The sequence below is a fragment of the Paenibacillus germinis genome (genome assembly GCF_013141785.1).
Taxonomy (GTDB): Bacteria; Bacillota; Bacilli; order Paenibacillales; family NBRC-103111; genus Paenibacillus_E; species Paenibacillus_E phytorum.
The window spans coordinates 44,676-67,201 of sequence record NZ_WHOC01000030.1 but is presented as its reverse complement, the minus strand read 5'-3'; the positions used below and the strand labels follow the sequence as shown (position 1 = coordinate 67,201).

At 47.4% G+C, this 22,526-nt stretch carries 14 protein-coding genes; 13 read left to right on the top strand and 1 reads right to left on the bottom strand.

What is annotated here, in order from left to right:
- Window positions 1–69: 69 nt before the first annotated feature.
- The 5 genes from GC102_RS07120 to GC102_RS07100 all read left to right on the top strand — a co-directional run bounded on the left by GC102_RS07120 (window position 70) and on the right by GC102_RS07100 (window position 10,513).
- Window positions 70–5,730 (top strand): fibronectin type III domain-containing protein, encoded by a 5,661-nt coding sequence (locus GC102_RS07120; RefSeq protein WP_171688849.1) that lies wholly within the window; start codon window positions 70–72, stop codon window positions 5,728–5,730.
- 306 nt (window positions 5,731–6,036) lie between these two features.
- Window positions 6,037–7,584, top strand: a complete 1,548-nt coding sequence (locus GC102_RS07115; RefSeq protein WP_246320775.1) for an extracellular solute-binding protein — start codon at window positions 6,037–6,039, stop codon at window positions 7,582–7,584.
- A 73-nt stretch (window positions 7,585–7,657) separates the two neighbouring features.
- A complete protein-coding gene (locus GC102_RS07110; RefSeq protein WP_246320773.1) occupies window positions 7,658–8,566 on the top strand; it encodes an ABC transporter permease in 909 nt (302 codons plus the stop codon).
- Window positions 8,567–8,581: 15 nt separating this feature from the next.
- Window positions 8,582–9,448 (top strand): carbohydrate ABC transporter permease, encoded by an 867-nt coding sequence (locus GC102_RS07105; RefSeq protein ID WP_171688847.1) that lies wholly within the window; start codon window positions 8,582–8,584, stop codon window positions 9,446–9,448.
- Window positions 9,449–9,499: 51 nt separating this feature from the next.
- A complete protein-coding gene (locus GC102_RS07100) occupies window positions 9,500–10,513 on the top strand; it encodes a M14 family zinc carboxypeptidase (RefSeq protein ID WP_171688846.1) in 1,014 nt (337 codons plus the stop codon).
- Window positions 10,514–11,003: 490 nt separating this feature from the next.
- On the opposite strand, the gene GC102_RS07095 is transcribed toward GC102_RS07100, so the two are convergent.
- Window positions 11,004–11,585 carry a TetR/AcrR family transcriptional regulator gene (locus GC102_RS07095; RefSeq protein WP_171688845.1) on the bottom strand — a complete coding sequence of 194 codons (582 nt, stop codon included), beginning with the start codon at window positions 11,583–11,585 and terminating at the stop codon, window positions 11,004–11,006.
- Window positions 11,586–11,911: 326 nt separating this feature from the next.
- Here GC102_RS07095 and GC102_RS07090 point away from each other — a divergent pair, with 326 nt between their 5' ends.
- The 8 genes from GC102_RS07090 (at window position 11,912) to GC102_RS07055 (ending at window position 22,462) form a co-directional block, all read left to right on the top strand.
- Window positions 11,912–13,288 carry an MFS transporter gene (locus tag GC102_RS07090; RefSeq protein ID WP_171688844.1) on the top strand — a complete coding sequence of 459 codons (1,377 nt, stop codon included), beginning with the start codon at window positions 11,912–11,914 and terminating at the stop codon, window positions 13,286–13,288.
- A gap of 64 nt (window positions 13,289–13,352) precedes the next feature.
- The gene (locus GC102_RS07085) at window positions 13,353–13,763 is read left to right on the top strand and encodes an alpha/beta fold hydrolase (RefSeq protein ID WP_171688843.1); all 411 of its coding nucleotides are present in this window, start codon (window positions 13,353–13,355) and stop codon (window positions 13,761–13,763) included.
- Between the two features lie 191 nt (window positions 13,764–13,954).
- A complete protein-coding gene (locus GC102_RS07080) occupies window positions 13,955–16,201 on the top strand; it encodes a helix-turn-helix domain-containing protein (RefSeq protein ID WP_171688842.1) in 2,247 nt (748 codons plus the stop codon).
- Between the two features lie 281 nt (window positions 16,202–16,482).
- A complete protein-coding gene (locus tag GC102_RS07075) occupies window positions 16,483–17,409 on the top strand; it encodes an ABC transporter permease (RefSeq protein WP_171688871.1) in 927 nt (308 codons plus the stop codon).
- 71 nt (window positions 17,410–17,480) lie between these two features.
- Complete coding sequence (locus GC102_RS07070; RefSeq protein ID WP_171688841.1) at window positions 17,481–18,380, top strand: carbohydrate ABC transporter permease; 900 nt, start codon at window positions 17,481–17,483, stop codon at window positions 18,378–18,380.
- A gap of 120 nt (window positions 18,381–18,500) precedes the next feature.
- Window positions 18,501–20,195 carry an ABC transporter substrate-binding protein gene (locus GC102_RS07065; protein ID WP_171688840.1) on the top strand — a complete coding sequence of 565 codons (1,695 nt, stop codon included), beginning with the start codon at window positions 18,501–18,503 and terminating at the stop codon, window positions 20,193–20,195.
- Window positions 20,196–20,309: 114 nt separating this feature from the next.
- Window positions 20,310–21,545, top strand: a complete 1,236-nt coding sequence (locus GC102_RS07060) for an alpha-L-fucosidase (RefSeq protein ID WP_171688839.1) — start codon at window positions 20,310–20,312, stop codon at window positions 21,543–21,545.
- A 44-nt stretch (window positions 21,546–21,589) separates the two neighbouring features.
- Complete coding sequence (locus GC102_RS07055; RefSeq protein ID WP_171688838.1) at window positions 21,590–22,462, top strand: sugar phosphate isomerase/epimerase family protein; 873 nt, start codon at window positions 21,590–21,592, stop codon at window positions 22,460–22,462.
- Window positions 22,463–22,526 lie beyond the last annotated feature (64 nt).

The window sequence follows — 22,526 nt, the reverse complement described above, 5'->3', positions numbered from 1 at the left end:
TAGACGGCCAGCAGAAAGCTTGTCGAAGGAACCGAACAGACGGGGTTTCTTCCAAATGAAATGAAGGGAATGATGAAGTTGACGGGTTGGATCAGAAAACGAACGATCGCTATAGGAATGATTGCCGCATTGACCGCGAGTTTGTTTCATGCATGGCCGTTTGCTCCTTCCCCTGTCGCTGAGGCGGCGGTGGTTTTCCCATCGGATACGGGGTTAGCTGTTAAGTTCAGCCCTCCGGATTTTGTCGTGACGACACAGAACCCGCCCGATTTCCGATGGCCGGCTGTCACTGGTGCGGATAGCTATGATGTACAGGTGAGTCGCAGCGCTTCGATGACAACCATCGACTACGAGATAACGTTGCTGAACGTGAACTATTACAATTTTCCTCAACAATTCAATTACGGTACCTGGTATTGGCGGGTCAAGTACCGTACTTCGGCAGGCGTCTCGTCGGATTGGAGCGCAATCCGCAAATTCCGCATCGAGGAGCAAAATGTCCCGTTCGTCGTACCTTCCGTCCAGCAGCTCATGAGCCAGGTCGGAACTGAGCATCCGCGAGTATGGGCGAAAAAAGATTCGCTGGCCGCGTTTTGCAGATTGTCCCAGACGTCAGGAAAGGAGTTCTATGATGCGAAGCTGGCGTCGGTCAATGCGAATTTGCCTAAAACGCCGCCGCAGGAGCCGACTTTAGGGCAGTCCAACCTCAAGGACTATACCTACCATGCAGTCGACGAGATGCTGGATATGGCCTTCATCTATCTCATATCGCAGAATGCGGTTGTCGGGAATAAGGCGGTACAACGACTGGTGAGCATCGCCAATTGGAAGACGGGGGACAATGATCCGACGGGTTACACAACCAACGATCAGGTACATCGCTACATTGCCTATAAGTCTGCAATGGCATACGACTGGCTTTATGATGTACTGGGTGCTGATAAAGCAACTGTAAAGAATATGATTCAAACGCGAGCCACAACGATGAGGAGTCATCTTTCCACGATTCCAAGTATGCCGTTCGACTCCCACGGCTGGACGGCATTCGGTTACCTTGGCATTATTGCGACGGCGATGCTTAACGATATTCCGGAAGCCGCGTCGTGGTTCAACTTTGTCGTTCCCGCCTACACGAACATGATGCCTCCGTGGGGCGGAGAGAACGGGGGATGGGGCCAAGGAACAGGGTACTGGCAGTGGTCGTCCTTGTTCGGCAAGGAGTTTGTGGATGTTCTTCTTTCTGCAACAGGCTTTAATTTGTACAAAAAAGCGCATTCCCGGAACGAAGGCCTATATCCGCTTTATGCGTTCCCGAAAGGCAGCCCGAATGGGATCTTCGGCGATGGCAGTCAAGACGCTCCAGGCGGCCCGAGTGTAACCGCCTATACCCGGCTAGCGCAAATGAACGGCGATCCTCGGCTGAAATGGGCGGCTCAGGCAGTCGGAACGGGTATGTACCCGGATTTGAATAACTACTTCTATGGTGACAGTAATTTAACGGTGAGACCGCCGATGGATTTGCCGGATTCCAAGTGGTTTCCAGACATCGGGCTCGTGGCGATGCACTCCAAATTATACGATCCGGATGCCGTATCGTTCTACTTCAGATCCAGTCCTTACGGCAGCTACAATCATAGCCAAGCCGATCAAAACAGCTTCGTCATCAACGCCTTCGGCGAACCGCTCGCAATCGAGAGTGGGTATTACGACGATTACGGCACCCCCCATGATATGAATTTTTCGAAGCAAACGTTTTCCTCTAATGCGATTACCATCGATGGGAAGTACGGCCAGAAGATCAACGATATGGATGCCAAGGGCAAAGTGGTCAGCTTCGTCACGCACCCCGACTTCGACGCGGTGAGCGGTGACGCAACCGACGCTTACAACAGAAATGTCAATGTTTTGTCCAAAGCGGGCCGCAGTGTCATCTATGTCAGGCCGAATATGTTCGTCGTCATCGATCAGCTGCAATCCGCAAATACGGGAGGCAACGAGTTCGCATGGCGTCTGCATGCCGAGGATGAGCTTCAGCTCGATCAGGATAAGGCCGGAGCGACGATCCTGAAGGGGGGAGCGGGCCTCAAGGTCCGATTCTACACTCCGCAAAATCTGCGCACGGAATACGAGGACCGGTTCCTCGCCTTCGATGGAACGGAAGTACTGCCTAACAAGGTGTACGGCGATGGGCAGCAGAAGCATGCGGCATTCATAGCGCCGAAGACGGATAAAGCGACGTTCGTCACAACTTTGGAAGCCTACAAGCGGGATTCGGCGCCACAGAACGTTGTGTCGGAAAACAAAGGGGATCACATGAAGCTGACGTTCGCGGACGGTACGATCGTCTACATCCGGTTGACGGCAGGCGGGGAAATCAATGCGGACAGCGTTCGCTTTGACGGGACCGCAGTTGCGTTCAAAGGCGATACGGTGCTGCTCGTCGACGGGACGAAAGTCGTCAAGAAAGGCTTGAGCGACGTCACGTTGATCGCGAGCGATCAGCCGTCCACGATCGTATACGGACGAGATCGGCTGTCCGTGTCCAGTCCTTTGAAATCGCAGGTTGCCTTATTTACTTCAAACACTGTCAACAGTCTACGTGATAGCATCAGCGGGGCGAGCATTCCATCCGGCGGATTGGTTACGCAAGGCTTGGAAAATCGCGGCGTGCATTGGGTCATGTCCGGAAGTACGCTGACCGTTAATGTGGAGAAGGGGCAGCGGGATTTCAAGTTGAATAGTGCGCCGCAGCCGCAGCCGCTCCCCAGTGTAACACTGCAGACCGTCGTCGACGGCGTGCCTGGATCGGTGATGCTGAATGCCTACAGCGACACGACAGGGGCGTCCGTCGCTTGGGGGAAATTGACCAACAGTGCGGGTTTGTACTCGGTGGAGCAGGCTCCTACCGGCTTGCTGTTCGATCAGCATGGACGTTCGCGCAACGTCTACCTCGAAGCGAACGCAGCTGTCATTCTGCAAGGAGCGACCAGTCCGCTTACGCTGAAGAAGATTGGACCGGGTACCCCTACTAGTACCGTTTCGTGGTCGAATCCGGATCAGATGAGGTCGAACTTGTACCTTACATGGCAGGAAGCGGAGTCGTACGTCGCTTCCGGCGGCAGGAATCTCGAGAAAATCTCTCAGTCGTTCCTGTCCGGTGGAACCGGCTTGGGGAGTTGGTATGAGTCGGGACAGTGGGCGAAGTGGACGATTAATGTTCCAAGAGCGGGCAAATACGATCTCGTCCTGAAATATACGGCGGACTGGGATCAGCCGGCTGGCACGATTACGGGTCGATTGGCGATGGTCGGAGATCAGGCGTACTATATCGGGGCGCCGAAGACTTCCGGTACTGGAGACAATGCGATTGATTGGCAGGGACTCAGGGTCAAGACGGGGCAGCAGCTAGCAGCCGGCCCTGTTGATATTACAATGTGGCATGCCAGCGGCAAAATGAAGCTAGATTGGATCGGATTGATCGAAGCGAAGACGGACGAGGCACGGCCGTCAGCGCCCACTAATTTGCAGCAGGTTCTTCCTCAAGAGGAAACCAAAGCAACCGTTAGTTGGACGCCGTCGACCGACAATGCCGGGATGAAGGGATATGATCTCTATGTGAATGGCATGCAGAACAAATTCGTTCAGAACAGCTCGACCACGGGTACGATCTCGACCGATATCACGGGCTTAACGCCTGGAAAGACGTACTCGGTCAAAGTTGTGGCAGTGGACACGAGCGATAATCGTTCTCTGGATAGCGGAAGCGGGGCGATCAGCATCTTGACGATCGATTCGCATGCTCCTTCATGGGGAACATCGCTTTGGCTCAGGTCGGATCGTCTATTCCCGGATACGGCAAGGTTGACGTGGAGCCCCGCAACGGACAATTCGGGTACGGTGGCAGCGTATTCGATCTACCGGAAGGCTGGAACATCGTCCTTCGAGAAGGTCGGGACGGTTGCCGGACATATGAGCGCATTCGATGTGAACGGCTTGCAGTCGGGAATAACCTATACGTTCCAAGTACAAGCGGCGGATGCGAAGGGCAACGAGTCGGGTGACGGACCAGTTATGCAGGTCAAGATGCCAGCTGCAGTTAGCGGTGGCGAGTTTTATGAATCGTTCGACAACTTGACGGCAGGCACTGTGCCATCCGGCAATTGGTCGGTAACGACGAATAACGGGGCGTCGGTAACAATCGAGCCGTCTCCGGATTCAGGAGGCAAGGTCCTGCAAGTGACGGACCCGTCGGACAGCGGTGCTACGAATGACGCACTGGTAGTGAGATCGAACGCGGGGCTAAGCGGAAAGGTCACGTTCGAAACGAGGTTCATGTTCAAAAAACTGACCACCGCCGTTGGCAACTTCGAGCTCAAGCTGAGTGGCTCTTCGAAGGATGTCGTGAGGTTCGTCTATTTCTCGGATGGCACATTCGGCTATTATAAAGATAGCTCAACAAACTACAAGATCCCTAAGATTTTCTCCGACTTCAAGCTTCCGCTCGACCAATGGGTCACACTCCGCTTCGATCTGGATACGGTAACAGATACGTATGACATCAACATGCAAGCAGATGCGTTCAAGGGCTATACGCGATCGCCGGAAGATACAGGGTCGCTGAATCCGACAACTGGCGTTTACACGGTCAGCGGACTTAAATTCTACGACGGCTCGGATGCGTCAGCGATCGATACGTTCCGATTCGTCTCGCAAAAAAATACGGGTAAGTACCTGTTCGATTACGTAACGATGTACCCATCTAGGAGCGACACGACGGCTCCAGTATGGGGGGGGACGGCCGCGGTCCGGCCGGTTCATCTGTTTCCTAGCGCTGCAAGACTGGAATGGGATCAAGCGACGGACAACTCGGGCAATGTGGCCTCGTATTCGATTTATCGGAAGGACGCCACACAGTTGACCTTAATGGGGACGGTAGCCGGCGATGTGTATCGTTATGACGTAACCGGATTGCTGCCGGGCGGGACCTATACGTTCCAGATTAAGGCAACGGATGCGCAGGGCAATACTTCTGCAGATGGCCCGAGTACAGCGGTGACGCTGCCTGCTGCAGACAGCAGCGGCGCGTACTATGACTCGTTCGACGAATGGGAAATAGGTAATGTCTCGAATGGTAGCAATTGGGAGGTAGCGACGAACAGCGAGACGTCAGTATCGATTGTACAGACTCCGCACGCTAGCAGCAAAACGCTTCTGGTAACGGATAATGTCAACGATACGACGACTTCAAGTCCGATGATTACGAGAAAGAATGCGGCGCTAAGCGGGAAGGTCACGTTCGAAACCAGATTGATGTTTAAAAAAAATGACACCACAACCGGTAACTTCGAGCTTAAGCTGTACGGCCCTGTGGCTGAAGTTGTGAGGTTCACCTATTTCTCGGATGGCACACTCGGCTATTGGATAAATGGTACGACAAACAACAAAATTCCGAACTCCGGCTTCACGCTTCCGCTCGATCAGTGGGTCACACTCCGTTTCGACCTGGATACGGGAACGAAGAAGTATGACCTCACGATGCAGATAGATGAGCTCAAGAAATTCACCGGAACGCCGACCTCAGGTTCTGTGAATGCAACATCTGGCGTTTACTCGGTTAGTGGTCTTGATTTCTACAACAACTCGACAGAATCGTCGATCGGCACGTTCCGTTTCACCACGCAAAAGTATAAGAGCAAGTTCCTGTTCGATTACGTGGCGATGTACAAGTAAAGAGACCTTCTTTGGGAGGACCGGCCGCTGCCCGGCCGGTCCATTTGTTCCCGAAGGCAGCAAGCTAGGAATGGGCTCAGGATAGCCCAATAAATGAATAAGCTTTTTTACGAAAGTTGGTATTATTATTAGAAAAGCGTAAAGTAGTTGCAAAATGATCAGTTCTGTTGATTTACCGATGCTGAAGAGATGCCTTATGATGACGATATCAGGCAGGCTATCACATTTGAAAACGAATACATATTCGCTTGATGCAGAAGATTCAGTGTTCCGAAGGACAATAAAAAGGAGGGTGTATTCAACTTGATGAAGAGAAAAAAAATGAAAAATGGAGCCCTTGTATTCACCGTAATAACAGCGTTACTAGCAGGCTGTACGGGTAAAGAAAGCGGTACGCAGGTTCAAACGAATGCGCCTAGCCCGAGTACAACTGCGGGTGCAGCAGCCTCAGTCAAACCAGCTGAAGCGGCAACTCTACGTTTATTAACCGAGCTGTCAAGTGCCTGGCCTGTCAAGAAAGATTGGGCCGTATGGAAGTGGGTCAAGGAGAAGACGAACATCACGATCAATCAGGAGACGCAAACGGGTCCAGAGTCATTGGCACTTGCTATCGCATCCGGAGACATGCCGGATTTAATGTCTGTTTTTCCGCCTGACGCACAAAAGTATGGGCCGCAGGGTGCTTTTCTGGATTTGTCCAAACATCTGAACAAAATGCCTAATCTTAAATCTTTCCTTACTTCCAGACCCGATGTTGCTCAAAGAATGACGTCACCGGGTGGAGAAATGTACCATGTGCTTAATGATGGTATGGGGGCAGGAAACCAGACCGTCTATTTTTATAGGGATGATATTTTCAAGAAGCATTCTCTCCAGGAGCCGAAGACGTGGGATGAGGTATACGCAACCGCAAAGAAACTAAAGGAGCTATACCCTGATAGCTATCCATTCGTGTTCCGACATGGAATCAATACCTTGAAATATTTTGCTCCAGCTTTCGGTATTTTACCAACTTTCTATGAGGACAAAGCTACCGGTAAAATCAAGCATGGGGTGACCGATCCGGGTTTCAAGAAAATGGTGGAATATTTGAATAAGTTTCATAAGGAAGGTCTGACGCCGCCGGATTGGCTCTCGATGGACTATAAGGCATGGACACAATTCATTACAACGAACAAATCGTTCATGACCATTCAGTTTATCGGACAAATCGAAATCATGAACACGCAGCTTCAGAATGGCGGTAATGGCGCTCATTTGAAGTTCATGGCACCACCGATCGGCAACGGCAGCAAGGCGTATATCCCAAATACGAACTTTGAAGAATTCGGATTCGCCGTGTCCTCCAAAACGAAAAATTTGGACGCCGCACTTCGCTATCTTGACTTCATCTATTCCAAAGAAGGGAAAGACATTCTCAGTTGGGGTAAAGAAGGAGAAACCTATACAGTTGAAAACAACAAACGTAAGTTTCTGCCACGATTCAAAGAGCCTAATGACCTGCGCAAAGAAATGGGTATGTTTACGACAGGTGCTTATGGGCTGGCTGATTTTGAGGCCTCGAAGTCGCTCAGTAATGAAAATGAACAGTATTCTTACACGGAAGCTGCTAAGTATCAATTCCCTGTCATCAACGCGCTACCTCCGTTAACAAGCGAAGAGAAAAGTGCTATCTCGCTCTTAGAGGAGCAAATTAACAAATATTATGAATCATCTGTAGCCAAATTTATTTTGGGCGAGACCCCAATGACGCAGTGGGATGCATTCCTTGCCGAGTTGAACAAGATGGGCTCACAGAAGCTGATTGATGCCTATCAGATTGGATTGGACCGACTCAAAAAAAATAATAAGTAGTGAGTGATAACGATAGGGCTGAACGCTTGCTGACGGTGCTTCAGCCCTATCTCTTCAGGAAGGAGAACCAGCATTGAAGCCATCCATTTTAAAGCAAATAAAGCGTGATCAGATTTTTTTGCTGCTGCTGGCACCCGTGCTGGTCTATTATATTCTGTTCAGGTATGTTCCCATGTTCGGAATTGTCATATCTTTTAAGGACTACAATCTGTTCAAGGGACTGATAGGTAGTCAATGGGTAGGTCTTAAATATTACAAGCTGTTCCTTGAAAATCCCGATGCTCTTATCATTATCAAGAATACAGTAATGCTCGGGGGATATAAGCTCCTTTTTGGATTTCCTGCTCCCATCGTGCTGGCCCTTTTGTTGAATGAACTTCGGAGTACGGGGTATAAACGATTCGTGCAAACGGTGAGTTATCTTCCCTATTTTCTATCTACGGTAGTAGTTTCAAGCATAATTGTTATGTTACTATCGCCGAGCACCGGCTGGCTCAATCATATGTTTCAACGGTTGGGATTTCCCACCATCAATTTTTTGCAGCAATCCGAATGGTTTCGAACGATCTATGTCAGCTCGGAAATATGGCAGCAAGTGGGCTGGGGCTCTATTATTTTTCTCGCCGCAATTACGACCATTGATCCACAGCTGTATGAGGCAGCAAAAATGGATGGTGCTGGCAGGTTAAGGCAAATCTGGCATGTGACGCTTCCCGGAATTGCGACGACGGTGGTTATTATGTTTATTTTACAGATCGGTCATGTTCTGGAAATCAGTTTTGAAAAAGTGTTTTTATTGTCAAATGCAGCTACTTACGACACATCAGACGTCATATCAACATATGTTTACCGGGTGGGCCTATTGCAAAGTGGATTCAGTTACGGCACGGCTATTGATTTATTTATGGGGATCATCGGTTTCATACTGGTATATACGAGCAATAAGCTCAGCCGCAGATTTGGGGAAACAAGCCTATGGTAAGGGAGAAGATGAGGTTTGAATAAACGTACTAGTCTCTTTGACATTGTTAACGTCCTGCTGATGGGGATCTTCGCGTGTTGCATGTTGTTTCCCTTCATTCATATGGCAGCAGTTTCAATAAGCTCCTCCGAATATGTGACTGGAAATCAGATCAGTCTATGGCCAAAAGGCATTAATTTCGACGCATACAAAGCGGTTCTAAAGGACAATCGTATTCTGGTCGGCTACAAAAATACACTTATCTATGTTGTGCTGGGAACCACGCTTTCGCTTGTCTTCACTACGATGGGAGCCTATTCATTGTCGCGAAGAAATCTCGTCTTCGGCAGAACATTTATGATGATCATCGTGTTCACCATGCTGTTCACAGGCGGATTGATTCCGACTTATCTCGTTGTTCGCAGCTATGGTTTGTTAGATACCATATGGGCAATGTTATTGCCAGGTCTTGTTTCCTCCTGGTTCCTGATCATCATGCGCACATTTTTTCAAGGCATTCCCCGGGAGCTCGAGGAGTCTGGTAAAATCGACGGGCTGTCTGATCTGGGCATCCTAATAAGAATTATTCTCCCCTTGTCTAAACCTGTGATGCTGACGATTTCGTTGTTCTATGCCGTACAAATCTGGGGCAACTTCTTCTCCGCACTTATCTATATACGGGATGCCAGCTTATATCCGCTTCAGGTTACGATTCGGAATATCGTCCTGATCGGCCAACTCACGGACACCACCGTAAGTACGGCAATCGGAGAAAAGGCGGTCGTATTGGAATCGCTGAAGTATGCTGTTATTCTCGTGGGCACACTGCCAATTCTTTTGGTGTACCCTTTCATTCAGAAGCATTTTGTTAAAGGCTCAATGATGGGTTCTGTAAAAGGATAAATCATAGGCGGGAAAACAAAGAGGCTCGGAAAATGGGGGAGGGGATAAACGATGATTAAACCGTTTTGGAAGAGTAAATTGATGGAAATCGAAGCATGCATGTTGAATATCAAACTGGGAAAATCGAGGGTGCTGGCTTCATCTGCGGGTGGGAGAGATATCTATGCCGTTGAATACGGCGAGAAGGAGAGCTTCGGACGGAGAGCCAATTACAATTCGGCTTGCGGAGCGGGAAATCCAGAGCATTACGCGCGTAAAGGCAAGGATAACAAACCCGTTTTATTGATTGTCGGAGGCATTCACGGTGGGGAGCTGGAGGGCATCGTCGCCGTGATGAACCTCATCCAACTGCTCGAAACAGGGTCAGATTACCGGGGGAAACGGCATGATTATTTATTTGAAAATGCCCATAGATTCCGGCTGCTGCTCATCCCCTGCATGAATCCGGACGGACGAGCAAGGCTGCCGGTCGATTCATTGATCGATGTGCCATACGAGATGTTCGTCTATTATATGCAGGGAACGTGGAAAGACGGCACGCTTTGTTCATGGCCAGATTGCAAAGCGGTTCATCCCATCAAGGACGCTTCGGACTATCTCGGCTCTTATTTTAACGATGATGGCGTTAATCTGATGCACGACAATTTCTTTGCTCCGATGGCAGAGGAGACCCGTGCGCTGCTCGCGCTGGCCGATGCGGAAGCACCTGATCTATCCGTTTTGCTGCATGGTGGTGCAAATAATGAAAATCATTTTTGTGAAATTCCTTATTTGCCATATGCCGTCATGCAAAAACAGCAGGAGTTTAATCACAAACTTGTTGATGCTTTTGCGTTGCAGGAACTGCCATTTACGGAAAGGAATCAACTGGTGGTGGATGATGGGAGGAAGCCTAATCCTTCGTTTAATCTAACATCAGCCATCCACCACGTATGCGGTGGAATGAGCATGACTTTCGAATCCAATATGGGGCTGGAAGCTCCTGGAGTTAAATTAACGCCTGAAGAGATTCTGGACAGTCACTTCGTATTGTTTGAGGAAATGTTCCGGTTTAGCGTTATGTAAGGTTTTGGGTGCTGTCCTTAAGTAGATAATGAACTGTGACCCGAAAGATGGACACTTTGAGAAAAGTGACCTCTCTCGGGTCTTTTTACGTTAATAATTACACGTGGGATATAAGGTTTGAAAGAATCCATCTTCTTGGTTGAATGATATTGATGTTGTAAATAGTGCAACAATTCTGCCAAGATCCCGCCCAGTTCCTTTCGTTGTTGCATAATGTACAACAATTGGGCCCCTTACAGGCCATTTCGCAACAAATGGTCTCGAAATGTTGTACAAACTACAACTTCTACTTACAAAATAGTCTTTTGACGTGTGAATTGTTGTAGAAATTACAACATTGGTAACCATAATATAGCCGATCTACATTTGGGACAGCCCGTTTATTACATCGGATGGGAGCCTCTGTTTTTAGATTATTGTTTTATTGTTTAGTAAAATTGTTGAATTTATTCAACATGAAATCATGGAACTTATAGTTGGCTGTTCTCGATTACAAGATAGATAAGGCTACTTTCACAACGTCCTCTAGAGATTGCCGATCTGAAGCGGTTTTGCCCAGTACATAAAGGCCGTTACGCGTATTAACCAAAAACCGTGAAAGCTCGCGTAGCGTATGGTGGAACTTCATTTTCCCGTCTTTTTGGGCCTTCAACAGAAATTGATAAAATCGGGACTCCATATCGAGGTTAAAAGCTTCAACCCTACTGGCGATACCGGGATCGATTGCTGCCAGTTCCATGGCCGTATTTGCTATAAAACATCCCCTTCGTTGTGTCCCGTTACCCAAGGCACTGTCGATCACCTTTTCAAAGAAACGGGAAAGCACTTCTTTGGGAGAACCTTCTTCCTCTAAGATGGAAAAAAGTCTATATTTGGGAACTTGACGGAACCGATCCAGGCAGGTCAAGAAAAATTGATTTTTGTCTCCGAACGTATCATACAGGCTTCCGCGGTGAACCCCCGTCTGTTCCACGAGGTCTTGAATAGAAGTTCTTTCGTAGCCTTGCTGCCAAAATAGCTCCATGGCTTTATCTAATGCGAGTTCTTGATCAAATTCTTTCGGTCTGGGCATAGGATAACCTCCTTAAGGATAGTATAGTTATTTAAGAACGGTTAGTCAAAATAAATGACTAATATTCTATGGGAAATCATCAACACGGCTTTAAAAAACCATTATATATCCTTATAACCAAATATTATAGTTGACTGATCATTCTTAAATGGCGTATAGTTGGGCTTAGATAACGGAGCCGATAATTGTTATCTCGCTGTCTATTTAAGAATGATCATTCTTAAACGATACATTAATTGGGAAGGAAGAATTCTGGATGACTCTATTATTCACTTATCACATATGGGGAACTATAAGAAGAATAAAGTATGAGGGAGGGGTAAACAATGACGTTTAAGATAAAGAACACTTCTAGCCATGTGAAAGATCAGGGTGTTATGAAAGAAGGTGTGGTTACCCTTCTACTCGGTATAACGATCGTACTCGTCATCATGAACACGATGATGTTTAATTTGGCTTTACCTGCTGTTTCAAAAGATTTTCATCTGTCTGCTTCATCAACATCGTGGATTGTGACGGGCTACTCCATAGTATTCGCGATGGCATCCATTACGTATAGCCGATTAGCTGATTTCATTCCTATCCGAAGGCTTTTTATTATAGGAATTTTATTTCTGAGCCTGGCGGCAATCGCCGGATTGTTCAGTAACAATTTTATCATGCTGCTCATCGTTCGCATTCTACAAGCATCTGGAGCAGGTTCAATCCCAGCCTTGTCCCTAAATTTGATTTCCCGTTATGTTCCAATCGAGCGACGGGGTAAAGCAATGGCTCTGATCATGTCATCCATTTCGCTTGGTCTTGGATTAGGTCCGGTTGTAGGTGGAGCCATTGTCCAATACCTAGGCTGGCACATTTTGTTCGCCGTGACGGCAGTTACTTTGCTGTTAGTACCTTTTTTTGTAGTGCTCATTCCTAAAGAAGAGCCGCGGAAAGGGTCTTTTGATGCCCTAGGCGCACTATTTATTGGCGTTGGAACAACAGGACTGCTTCTTTTCTTAACCAACCATTCATGGTTTATGCTGTTGATTGGGCTTATCGCTCTTGCCTTATTTATAGTTCGCATTCGATCGGTTAAGGAGCCTTTCGTTCTCCCATCACTATTCAAGAATCGGTCATTTCTCATTCTAGGAGCAGTGGGGATTGCAGCGTATCTATGTAGCTTTGCTACACTATTCCTAATGCCGCAGATTCTTGTTAAACAGTATGGCCTAAGTGCTATTCAAGCAGGGCTTGTCATTTTTCCAGGCTCGATTTTAGCCGTGTTCGTTTCCCGACGGGTCGGCCGTATCATTGATGCGCGTGGAAACAATACGATTATCAGATTTCTACCTTTGTTCCTTCTCGCTTCTGTTATTTTGTTCGCTTTGTTCGAAGGAACTTCTTTTGTTTCGATCATGTTAATTTACATGTTAATGAGTGTTAGTATCACTATCTTGAATAGTAGTGTATCCAATGAAATGTCTAGAATACTGCTGCCTTCGCAGATTGGATCTGGACTCGGTCTATTTCAGCTTCTTCAATTTTTTAGCGGAGCCTTTGGTGTTGCTATGTCAGCAAGTGCCCTTGTTTGGCAGAAGAACATTCCTCTAGCGAGTGCTTATAGCAACATTTATTGGGGACTAGCGATTGTTGTAATCTTATCCATCGGTTGCGCGATCGGTTACCTCCGATTGACATTAAGAAAACCACAAATGGCATAAGTTTTAAATAAGAATCATCTTTTGGACTAAAACTAAAAATTAATCTCAGGGGGAAAGATAGTTCATGAATACAGTTAAACAAAATGGAGCAACAGCAGAAACCATTGATACTTCCCTATTCTTCGAACAAACGGAAACGAGCAGAGCTGCAGGACTTGAATATCTGGAACGGCTTGCTAGGAGAAAAGACAACAGAGCACCGCTAGTTAGACCTGAATCCGTACAAGCGCAAATAAAGGGAGCTATGGCATGGGGTACGAAATCATCCTTCGACCAACTGGGAGAGATCAAACAGCCCGTTCTTGTAGCTAATGGAGACAACGATATTATGATTCCGACTATCAATTCTTATATGGTGTCCCAGCGTATTCCTAATGCACAATTGATTATTTATCCGGATTCCGGTCATGGATTCCTGTTCCAATATGCGGATTTGTTTGCCGAACATGTTTCTATGTTTCTAAATAGAGACTAATGCGACGATTTGTTTAAATATATAAACCCCAGACCCTCAGCCCATTGCTGTGGGTCACTTTTTGTTATTCAACCAAAGGCTATAGTTCCATTAAGTCTAACTTTTTTCAAAAAGTTTTTAATAAGTTCAAAGGGAATAACCTCTGAATAAAGAAATAAACAGTAGCAGGTATTCTAAACTGGAGGCTGAATATGGGAAAAACGTTATTTCATCGGCTGCTGCTTTCGTATGTACCGATCTTTTTTATCGTGGTCACGTTTACGTTTTTCGTGTTTTTTCAGCTGCTAAGCGAGCAAAGCCGGAAAGAGGCGCTGAACGCCAACAAAATGCTGTCACTGCAGGCAATGCGCCTGATCGATACCTCCCTGAAAGCGATTGACAATATGGTGATGACCGAATCGATTAATAATAACCAATTGATTGATTTCTTTAATAATGAAGCAAAAGATAACGTTTACATCAACATAAGTGCGGTAAAAAAAATGCAGGATATGATCTCCTCCTATCCAATTATAGATTCGATCTATTTGGTGCGTTTTGAAGACAATTTTGTTCTCAGTAATGCGACAAGCGATCAGCTCAGCAATTATAAGGATGAGCCGTTCATTAAACGAGCCATGGTTCCGCAGATGTCCAAACACTGGTCGGGCGTTAGAGACTTTGAGCAATTTTCGGTAAAAGGCAGCAAGCCTGTTGTCAGTCTTGTCCGGGGGGCGCCGTTCATAACGAGCGAGAAAGGAATGATCGTTGTAAATGTGGCGACCGATTCTTTGCAAAAAAATATAGCCGATCTGTACGATTCGAAAGCAAGCTTTATCGGGGTTCAGGACGCATCAGGCAAAGATTTATTTAAAGATTCAAGCTCTAATGAACAAGCAAGGGTATTCTCCAATTACGTATCGAGCTATACAGGATGGTCCTATCAAAGCGGACTTGTCAACGGCAGGGTGTTTCATATCGTCTCCTCTCTGTATAACGTGTGGTTTATTATAGGGATCGTGATGATTGTGTTTGGATTCATATGGCTCGTTTATGTGACCAGACGCAATTCCAAGCCGCTTGAGCAGATTGTGGCGCGTATTCGAGGTTACCGTCTTCCGCTGTCAGGTAGTTTGTCTAAGGAGGGCGGGGATGAGTTCTCGTTCATCGAATCGGCGCTCGTAAATATTATTGAGCAGTCCAATCAGTATCAGCAAAAGCACAAAGAAGACATGCATCTTCGAACGAAGTATTTGTTTCATCAGCTCATTGAAGGCGGTACGGGATTAACGATCGATGAATGGATGGAAGAAACGAGCAGTCTGCAGCTTCCGCGCCCTTCCGACGGACAAGTAGTGCTAGTGATCGAAATGGATAAATACAACGACTTTTGCCGCCAATACTCGCGCATAGACCAGAATCTGCTTAAATTCGCGCTTCGCAGCGTCATTCAAGAGCTTGCGCCCAAGCATGAGCTCGAGCTGTGGGCAGAGTGGACTTCCGCGTCTCAGCTCAGCGTCATGGTGTTCGTCGATAGCGAGGAGGAGGCCAGCGAGCATTCTGTGATTCTCGAGCTTTTTGAGAGCGTTCGTGTGTGGACGCAGGATAACTTGAAGTTTACGGTAACTATTGGTATCGGCGAGCAGGTTGAACAACTTTCCGATGTTGCAAATTCATACAAAGAGGCGCTTACGGCGTTGAAACACAAAATTGTGCTCGGGGAAAACCGGATCATTACAAGCAAACACATCGCAAATCACGGCCAAGCAGAAGTCTTCTCGCATCTGAACGCGATTCGCTCCATTGTCCAGTTGTTCAGATTGCTCGATGACGAATGGAAGCCGAAGTACGACGAACTTTTTGGAGAAATGAAACAGGGGCTGCTGACGAAAGATGAGATTACGAATCTGATGAATTATTTAATTTACTATTTGGGCCGGGAAATGGCGGGCATGACGAAAGAGTTTCAAGAAATATGGGTAAGGGACGGTTTGCCGAAGCTCAGCGAAACCATTGATAATAGCCATTCTCTCGATCAAATGCGGGAAGAGACTCTGGCTGTGCTGAATAGTCTGGGCACTGTTTTGCAGGAAGCGCAGGAGCAGCGTCTTCATGCAGCTACGATTCGTGATATGCGAAAATTCATCGAAGAGCAATTCGCCAATCCGAATATGTCGCTTGAGTATCTCAGTTCAAACTTCAACATCAATGCCAAATATGTAAGTAAGCTGTTTAAGGAAGAGACCGGACAGAAGTTCGTAGACTTCCTGATCGATATCCGCATGCAGGTTGCGCAGCGTCTCCTTACGGAATCGCAAGCTTCCATGCAGGAGGTAGCCGAACAGGTCGGTTATACGAGCGCGATTTCATTCAGCCGCGCGTTTAAGAAAGTGATTGGCTGCTCCCCTAGTGAATTCCGTGAGGAAGCGGCACGTAGGCAACTGGGTGAAATTGGTTAAGTGGTAGAAAAGAGTTTGCAGAGCTTGTTCACCTATCAGTTTAATATTGGTTATCTAGCAGCAGCTCCGGCTATTAACCGGAGCTGCGCGTATTTTCAGGCTATGCGAAAAAGGTTAGGGCCACGATTCTTGTTTCTTGCAGCAACCTGTTATCGCACTCTAGTATTAGGATATGAAAGCGCAATCAGTACAGACGAAAGGAGAAGGAGCTAATGTCAATCATCCAAAAGGAATTAAGGACGTCCACACCTCCAAACCACAGCAAGCAGCATAAAACGGCAATGCCCGGCAGCAAGTCATCTTTCAACATTGTTGGGAAAAAGATGAAGCGTCACTGGCAGTTATATTTGGTTGTATTGCTGCCGCTTCTTTATTTGGTCATTTTTAAGTATATTCCTATGGCTGGTGTTGTCATTGCTTTCAAAGACTACAACGTCATCAAAGGCATTTGGGGAAGTCCCTGGGTCGGATTGAAATATTTTGAACAATTTTTTGAATCGCCGAATTTTTGGTTGTATATGAAGAACACGCTCGGCATCAGTATGTACGGTTTGCTTGTTGGTTTTCCAGCCCCGATCATACTGGCGTTGGCTTTAAATGAAATACGCAACGGATTTTTCAAAAAGAGCGTGCAGATGGTCACTTACGCGCCTTACTTTATTTCAACGGTTATCATGGTGTCCATTCTCATCGTAACACTGTCGCCGAACGTCGGAATCATCAGCAAGTTTCTGCAAATGCTCGGTGTGGATAACACAAACTTCATGGGCATCCCCAGCTTGTTCAAATCGATCTATGTCTGGTCAGATGTTTGGCAGTATACGGGTTACGGTGCCATCATTTATATAGCGGCTCTGTCAGGCGTTAACCCTGAACTGTATGAATCGGCTAAAGTGGATGGCGCGTCCAGACCTCAGAAGATCATCAATATCGATATCCCAAGTCTGATCCCAGTTTCCGTCATCCTGCTCATTTTGAATTTAGGTAACATAATGAAGCTTGGCTTCGAAAAGATATACTTGATGCAAAATCCACTCAACGTCAGCACGTCGGAAGTCATTTCGACCTATGTGTACAAGGTGGGTCTGCTTAGCTCTAGCTTTAGCTTCTCAGCAGCAATCGGCTTCTTTAACTCAGTCGTCAACCTGATTCTTCTCGTAGGTGTTAACTACATAGCCAAGAAGCTGTCCAATTCGAGCTTGTGGTAACGGACGGAGCCGCAAGCACCCGATGTTGCGCACAATTCAGGAGCGTCAGTCCGCAGTAAGGAGGATCATTTATGTTAAAAACGACAACGATTCGGGAATCGCAGGGCGATCGGTTGTTTCTGCTAGGCATCTACATTTTATTAACAGTGGTGCTGATCGTCGTCCTGTTCCCGCTCATTTTCATCATCAGCTCATCGTTTAGCTCACCGCAAGCAGTCGTATCCGGTAAGGTGTGGCTGTTTCCAGTAGATTTTACGCTGGAGGGCTATAAAGCAGTGTTCCGCAATCCGCAAATCGTTTCCGGTTACTCGAATTCGCTCTTTTATGCCGTCGCCGGTACGGCTGTCAATGTAGCATTGACCGTTATGCTAGCTTATCCGCTGGCCAGAAAAACGTTCTACGGCCGCAATTTTATTATGGTACTTCTAGTAATCACGATGATGTTCGATGGAGGGCTTATCCCGTTCTATCTGGTTGTGAAAAACCTGCATTTGCTCGATTCTCGCTGGGCGATGATTTTGCCGGGGGCGATGGCTGTGTTTCAGGTTATTGTCGCCCGCACCTTTTTCCAGACAACGATTCCAGATGAGATTGCCGAAGCTGCTGAACTCGACGGCTGCAGCGACATCCGGTTCATTACCAGTATCGTGATTCCGCTCTCCAAACCGATTCTGGCTGTGTTAACGCTGATGTATGCAGTCGGCCATTGGAACGCTTACTTCGATGCATTGATTTTCCTGAAATCACCGAATTTGTTCCCTCTGCAAATCGTGCTGCGCAACATTCTGATTCTGAACACAATTGATGCGACCATGGTGTCCAAAGTGGATCAAATGTTGGCTCAGCAGGGGCTGAAGGACTTGCTCAAGTATTCGCTTATCGTTGTTGCGAGTGCCCCTGTGCTGATCATATATCCATTTGTGCAGAAGCATTTTGTTAAGGGCGTTATGATCGGTTCATTGAAAGGGTAACGCTATGGCAGCCAAGTAGCCCAATTAACATGAAGGGTGGTGGTACGTTAGTCTTGCAGCTTAGATTACTTCCTTTAGATTCAAATTACATGGTTCGATAAAACGGGAGGAGTCGTCTATATGAAAAGATGGAATAAAGCTTACACGGGTACGATGGGGGTAGCATTAAGCTTTTCGCTCATTTTGAGCGCTTGCAGCACAGAATCAGGTACGCCTGCGGCAAACACACCTTCAGGCAGCGCGCCTGTCGCTAGCGATGCGTTCTCACCTGTTGGACAATACCCGATCGTAAAGAAACCGATGACGATTAAAATGTTTGCACCTCAGCTCGCCAGCATCGAGAATATGGAGACCAATACATTTACGAAATACGTTCAGGACAAGACAAACATTCAAATTAAATGGGACCTCGTACCTGACAAAGCACTTAACGACCGCAAACAACTAATGCTGGCAAGTGGCGATTACCCGGAAGTGATTTTACATGGGTCCTTGACCAAAGATGAGCAGATGAAGTATGGCAAGCAAGGCGTGTTTATTCCGCTGAACGATTTGATTGATAAATACGCGCCGAACTTCAAGAAAGCGATGGCCGATCTGCCTTATCTGAAAAGTTCTATCACGGCACCGGATGGCAACATTTATGCGCTTCCGCAAATAAACGAGTGCTATCACTGTAACTATGCCCAGAAGCTGTGGATTAACCAGTCTTGGCTGGATAAGCTCGGGCTGAAAATGCCGACAACGACGAACGAGTTTTACGAAGTGCTGAAAGCATTTAAGGAAAAAGATCCTAATGGCAATGGTAAAAAAGACGAGATTCCGCTTACTGGTTCCGACGACATGTGGGCAGGCAATATCGCCTCCTTCTTGATGAACTCGTTCATTATCGACGACCAGGTGGACAAAGACAGCGGCACGTTCCTTCAGTTGAAGGACGGCAAAGTGGATTTGTCCGCCAATAAGGCAGAATGGAAGCAGGGATTATTGTACCTGAACAAGTTATACAAGGAAGGACTGATCGATCCAGCGTCTTTTACGCAAAATTCCGATGCCATTCAGCAGTTGGGCAACCGTCAGGACGCAAATGTGATGGGGGGCATTACAACGGCTTTGATCAGTTACGCGCACTCGCCGGACGAAAAGCACCCGCGTCATAGAGAATACGTAACTGTTCCTCCACTCAAAGGACCAAACGGTGTGCAGCAAGCAGGGTATTTTGCAGGAGTGGGCAGCTCGCAGATGGCGATTACCAATAAAGCGACGAAAGAACAGCAAATTGCCGCAATCCGTTTGGCCGACTATTTGTATACGGAGGAAGCGATCGTACTTGAAGAGCGCGGTCCGGAAGGCCAAGGATGGCGCAAAGCGAAGGACGGCGAGCAGGATATGAACGGCAAGCCGGCGAAATATGCGATTATTCCGAAAACTGATACCAAAACGACGCACAACGATGGTTGGGAGCAGATCGGTCCATCTCTCCGCACGTTCCAATACCGCGATTCGTGGGCAGCCCTTCAAGATCCTTTTGCTGAAGGCGCGTACGAAGTTCGATTGAAACGTGAATCGGCGAAATATGAACCTTTCCAATCGAAGCAAATGTACCCGTCCAGCGTGTTTATCGCACTGGAAGATGCGGAAGTGGCGGCCCAATTGAAAACGACAATTCGCGATTACATTAAGTCGAACATGGCGCAGTTCATTACGGGCAGCAAAGACATCGAGAAAGATTGGGATAGCTATGTAAAAGGTTTTGACGGCTTGCAGCTAGGCAAGTATATCGAAATCTATCAAAAGGCCATTGCCAAAAAATAATACGAAAATAGGTTCCGCCTTCGGATTTGATCGGATGGCGGAACTATGCGATTTATGACTACTATAGCTAAGTGTATGATCATACAAATGATAGAAAGCGAGTGTGGCTGATTCATGGATACTGAAGTTTTAGCGAAACCAACTCTACAGCAGATGGCTTGGCAGGATCTGGAGCTGGGCATGTTTTGTCATTTTGGCATGAACACGTTTTGTGATCAGGAATGGGGAGAGGGCACAGACTCACCACAAAAGTTCAATCCAGCGCAGCTGGATGCGCGCCAGTGGGTGCAGACGGCCAAGCAGGCGGGGTTTAAATATTTTGTTTTGACTGCCAAGCATCATGACGGGTTCTGCTTATGGCCAACGAAGACGACCGATTATTCGGTCAAGTCGAGCCCATGGAAAGACGGACAAGGGGACGTTGTCCGTGAAGTGTCCGATGCTTGCCGGGAGGAAGGCTTGCAGTTCGGTTTGTACTTGTCGCCTTGGGACCGTCATGAGCCGTGTTATTCGGACAAAGCGGCATACGACGATTTCTATGCCGAACAATTGACGGAGCTGTTGACACAATACGGTCCGCTTGTTGAGGTATGGTTTGATGGGGCAGGCTCTCAGGGACGGGAGTACGACTGGCAGAGAATTATCGGACTTGTCACACAGTACCAACCGGATGCGATGGTGTTCAATATGGGGCAGCCGACGATTCGCTGGGTTGGAAACGAAGACGGCGTTGCCCCATACCCGTGCTGGAATACGGCGGAGAGTGCAAGAGAGAGCATGTTCACAAGCGACATGCTTACTTGGATGGAAGGGACGACGTCATGGGTGCCTGCGGAGTGCGATGTGCCGATCCGCAAACGCCATTGGTTTTGGCATCCGGACGACGAGAGCAGCCTGCACAGCTTGGAACACTTGATGGATCTTTACTACCGCTCTGTCGGGCATGGCGCGACACTGTTGTTAAACGTGGCTCCTGATGACCGCGGTCTACTGCCGGAAGTGGACGTGCAGCGCGTAATCGAACTAGGCGATGAAATCCGTCGCCGGTTTGATGCTCCGCTAGCTGTCACAATAGGAGAAGGCATGGAAGTAAAGCTTCATTTGGATGGCGAGCAATCCGTCGACCATGTTATGATTATGGAAGACATCGCACACGGCGAACGGGTACGGGAATATGTGCTTGAAGCGAAGTGTAACGGCGAGTGGGTAGAGCTTGTAAAAGGAAGCGCAATCGGTCACAAGAAAATCGATAGATTTAAAGCGGTTGAGACAAGAGAACTGAGAGTTCGGTTCACCGCGTGCGCAGCGACGCCGATTGTACGCAGATTTGCTGCTTATTCTGTAAACTGATTCGAAGGCAGAACGTTAATCGATGAATACTTGGAGGTATGAAGATGAAAATCGGGCTTAGTTCTTATAGTTTACTGCAGGCGTTGAAGTCGGAAAAAATGACCATTCTGGATGTTGTTCAGTGGGTGAAAGACAACGGTGGCGAGCATTTGGAGCTCGTTCCGTATGGCTATACGCTTGTGGATAACCTAGAGCTGGCTGATGAACTCAGAGATAAGGCAAGATCGGTCGGCATCGATTTATCGAATTATTCAATACCCGCTAACTTCGTGCAGGGGACGGAGGAAGAGTTCGAAGCGGAGATGGATCGCGTCAAGCAGCACGTTGATCTCGTGCATCGATTGGGTATGAGACATATGCGCCATGATGTTACTGCCTTTACACTGCCTCCGGAGAAAATGACAATCGAATACTTTGAAAATAGCTTACCGCTCATCGTTCGTGGAAGCCGAATTATTGCCGATTATGCGGCAAACTACGGCATAACGACAACGATTGAAAATCACGGTTTCTCCGTTCAGGCGAGCGACCGGGTGCAGCGTGTGCTAGCCGAAGTGAACCGCCCCAATTTTAAAACGACCTTGGATGTAGGTAATTTTATGTGCGTGGACGAAGCCCCACTTGTCGGCGTGCGCAAAAATCTGCCTTACGCTTCCTTAATCCATTTTAAAGACTTTTATTTCAGACCGTACTATCAAGACCCGGGAGAAGGCAATTGGTTCCGGACGACAAACGGCAATTATTTAAGGGGCGCGATCGTTGGCCATGGGGACATTGAGATTAGAGAAATCATTAAGCTGATCAAAAATACGGGCTATGACGGCTATGTAACCGTAGAATTCGAAGGGATGGAAGACTGCGAAATCGGTTCACGGATAGGCATGAATAACTTGAAAAAATTGTGGAATGAAATTTAAGTGAAAGAAAAAGGCAACCGTTCCGTATGGATTGGCTGCCTTTTTCGCATAAGGGGGAAGAAAC

Excerpts from the sequence above, each read along its gene's own strand:
- GC102_RS07065 (WP_171688840.1), top strand. The coding sequence starts at position 18,501 with ATGAAAAGATGGAATAAAGCTTACACGGGTACGATGGGGGTAGCATTA.
- GC102_RS07070 (WP_171688841.1), top strand. The coding sequence starts at position 17,481 with ATGTTAAAAACGACAACGATTCGGGAATCGCAGGGCGATCGGTTGTTT.
- GC102_RS07060 (WP_171688839.1), top strand. The coding sequence starts at position 20,310 with ATGGATACTGAAGTTTTAGCGAAACCAACTCTACAGCAGATGGCTTGG.
- GC102_RS07080 (WP_171688842.1), top strand. The coding sequence starts at position 13,955 with ATGGGAAAAACGTTATTTCATCGGCTGCTGCTTTCGTATGTACCGATC.
- GC102_RS07055 (WP_171688838.1), top strand. The coding sequence starts at position 21,590 with ATGAAAATCGGGCTTAGTTCTTATAGTTTACTGCAGGCGTTGAAGTCG.
- GC102_RS07085 (WP_171688843.1), top strand. The coding sequence starts at position 13,353 with ATGAATACAGTTAAACAAAATGGAGCAACAGCAGAAACCATTGATACT.
- GC102_RS07115 (WP_246320775.1), top strand. The coding sequence starts at position 6,037 with ATGAAGAGAAAAAAAATGAAAAATGGAGCCCTTGTATTCACCGTAATA.
- GC102_RS07120 (WP_171688849.1), top strand. The coding sequence starts at position 70 with ATGATGAAGTTGACGGGTTGGATCAGAAAACGAACGATCGCTATAGGA.
- GC102_RS07095 (WP_171688845.1), bottom strand. The coding sequence starts at position 11,585 with ATGCCCAGACCGAAAGAATTTGATCAAGAACTCGCATTAGATAAAGCC.
- GC102_RS07100 (WP_171688846.1), top strand. The coding sequence starts at position 9,500 with ATGATTAAACCGTTTTGGAAGAGTAAATTGATGGAAATCGAAGCATGC.
- GC102_RS07075 (WP_171688871.1), top strand. The coding sequence starts at position 16,483 with ATGCCCGGCAGCAAGTCATCTTTCAACATTGTTGGGAAAAAGATGAAG.
- GC102_RS07090 (WP_171688844.1), top strand. The coding sequence starts at position 11,912 with ATGACGTTTAAGATAAAGAACACTTCTAGCCATGTGAAAGATCAGGGT.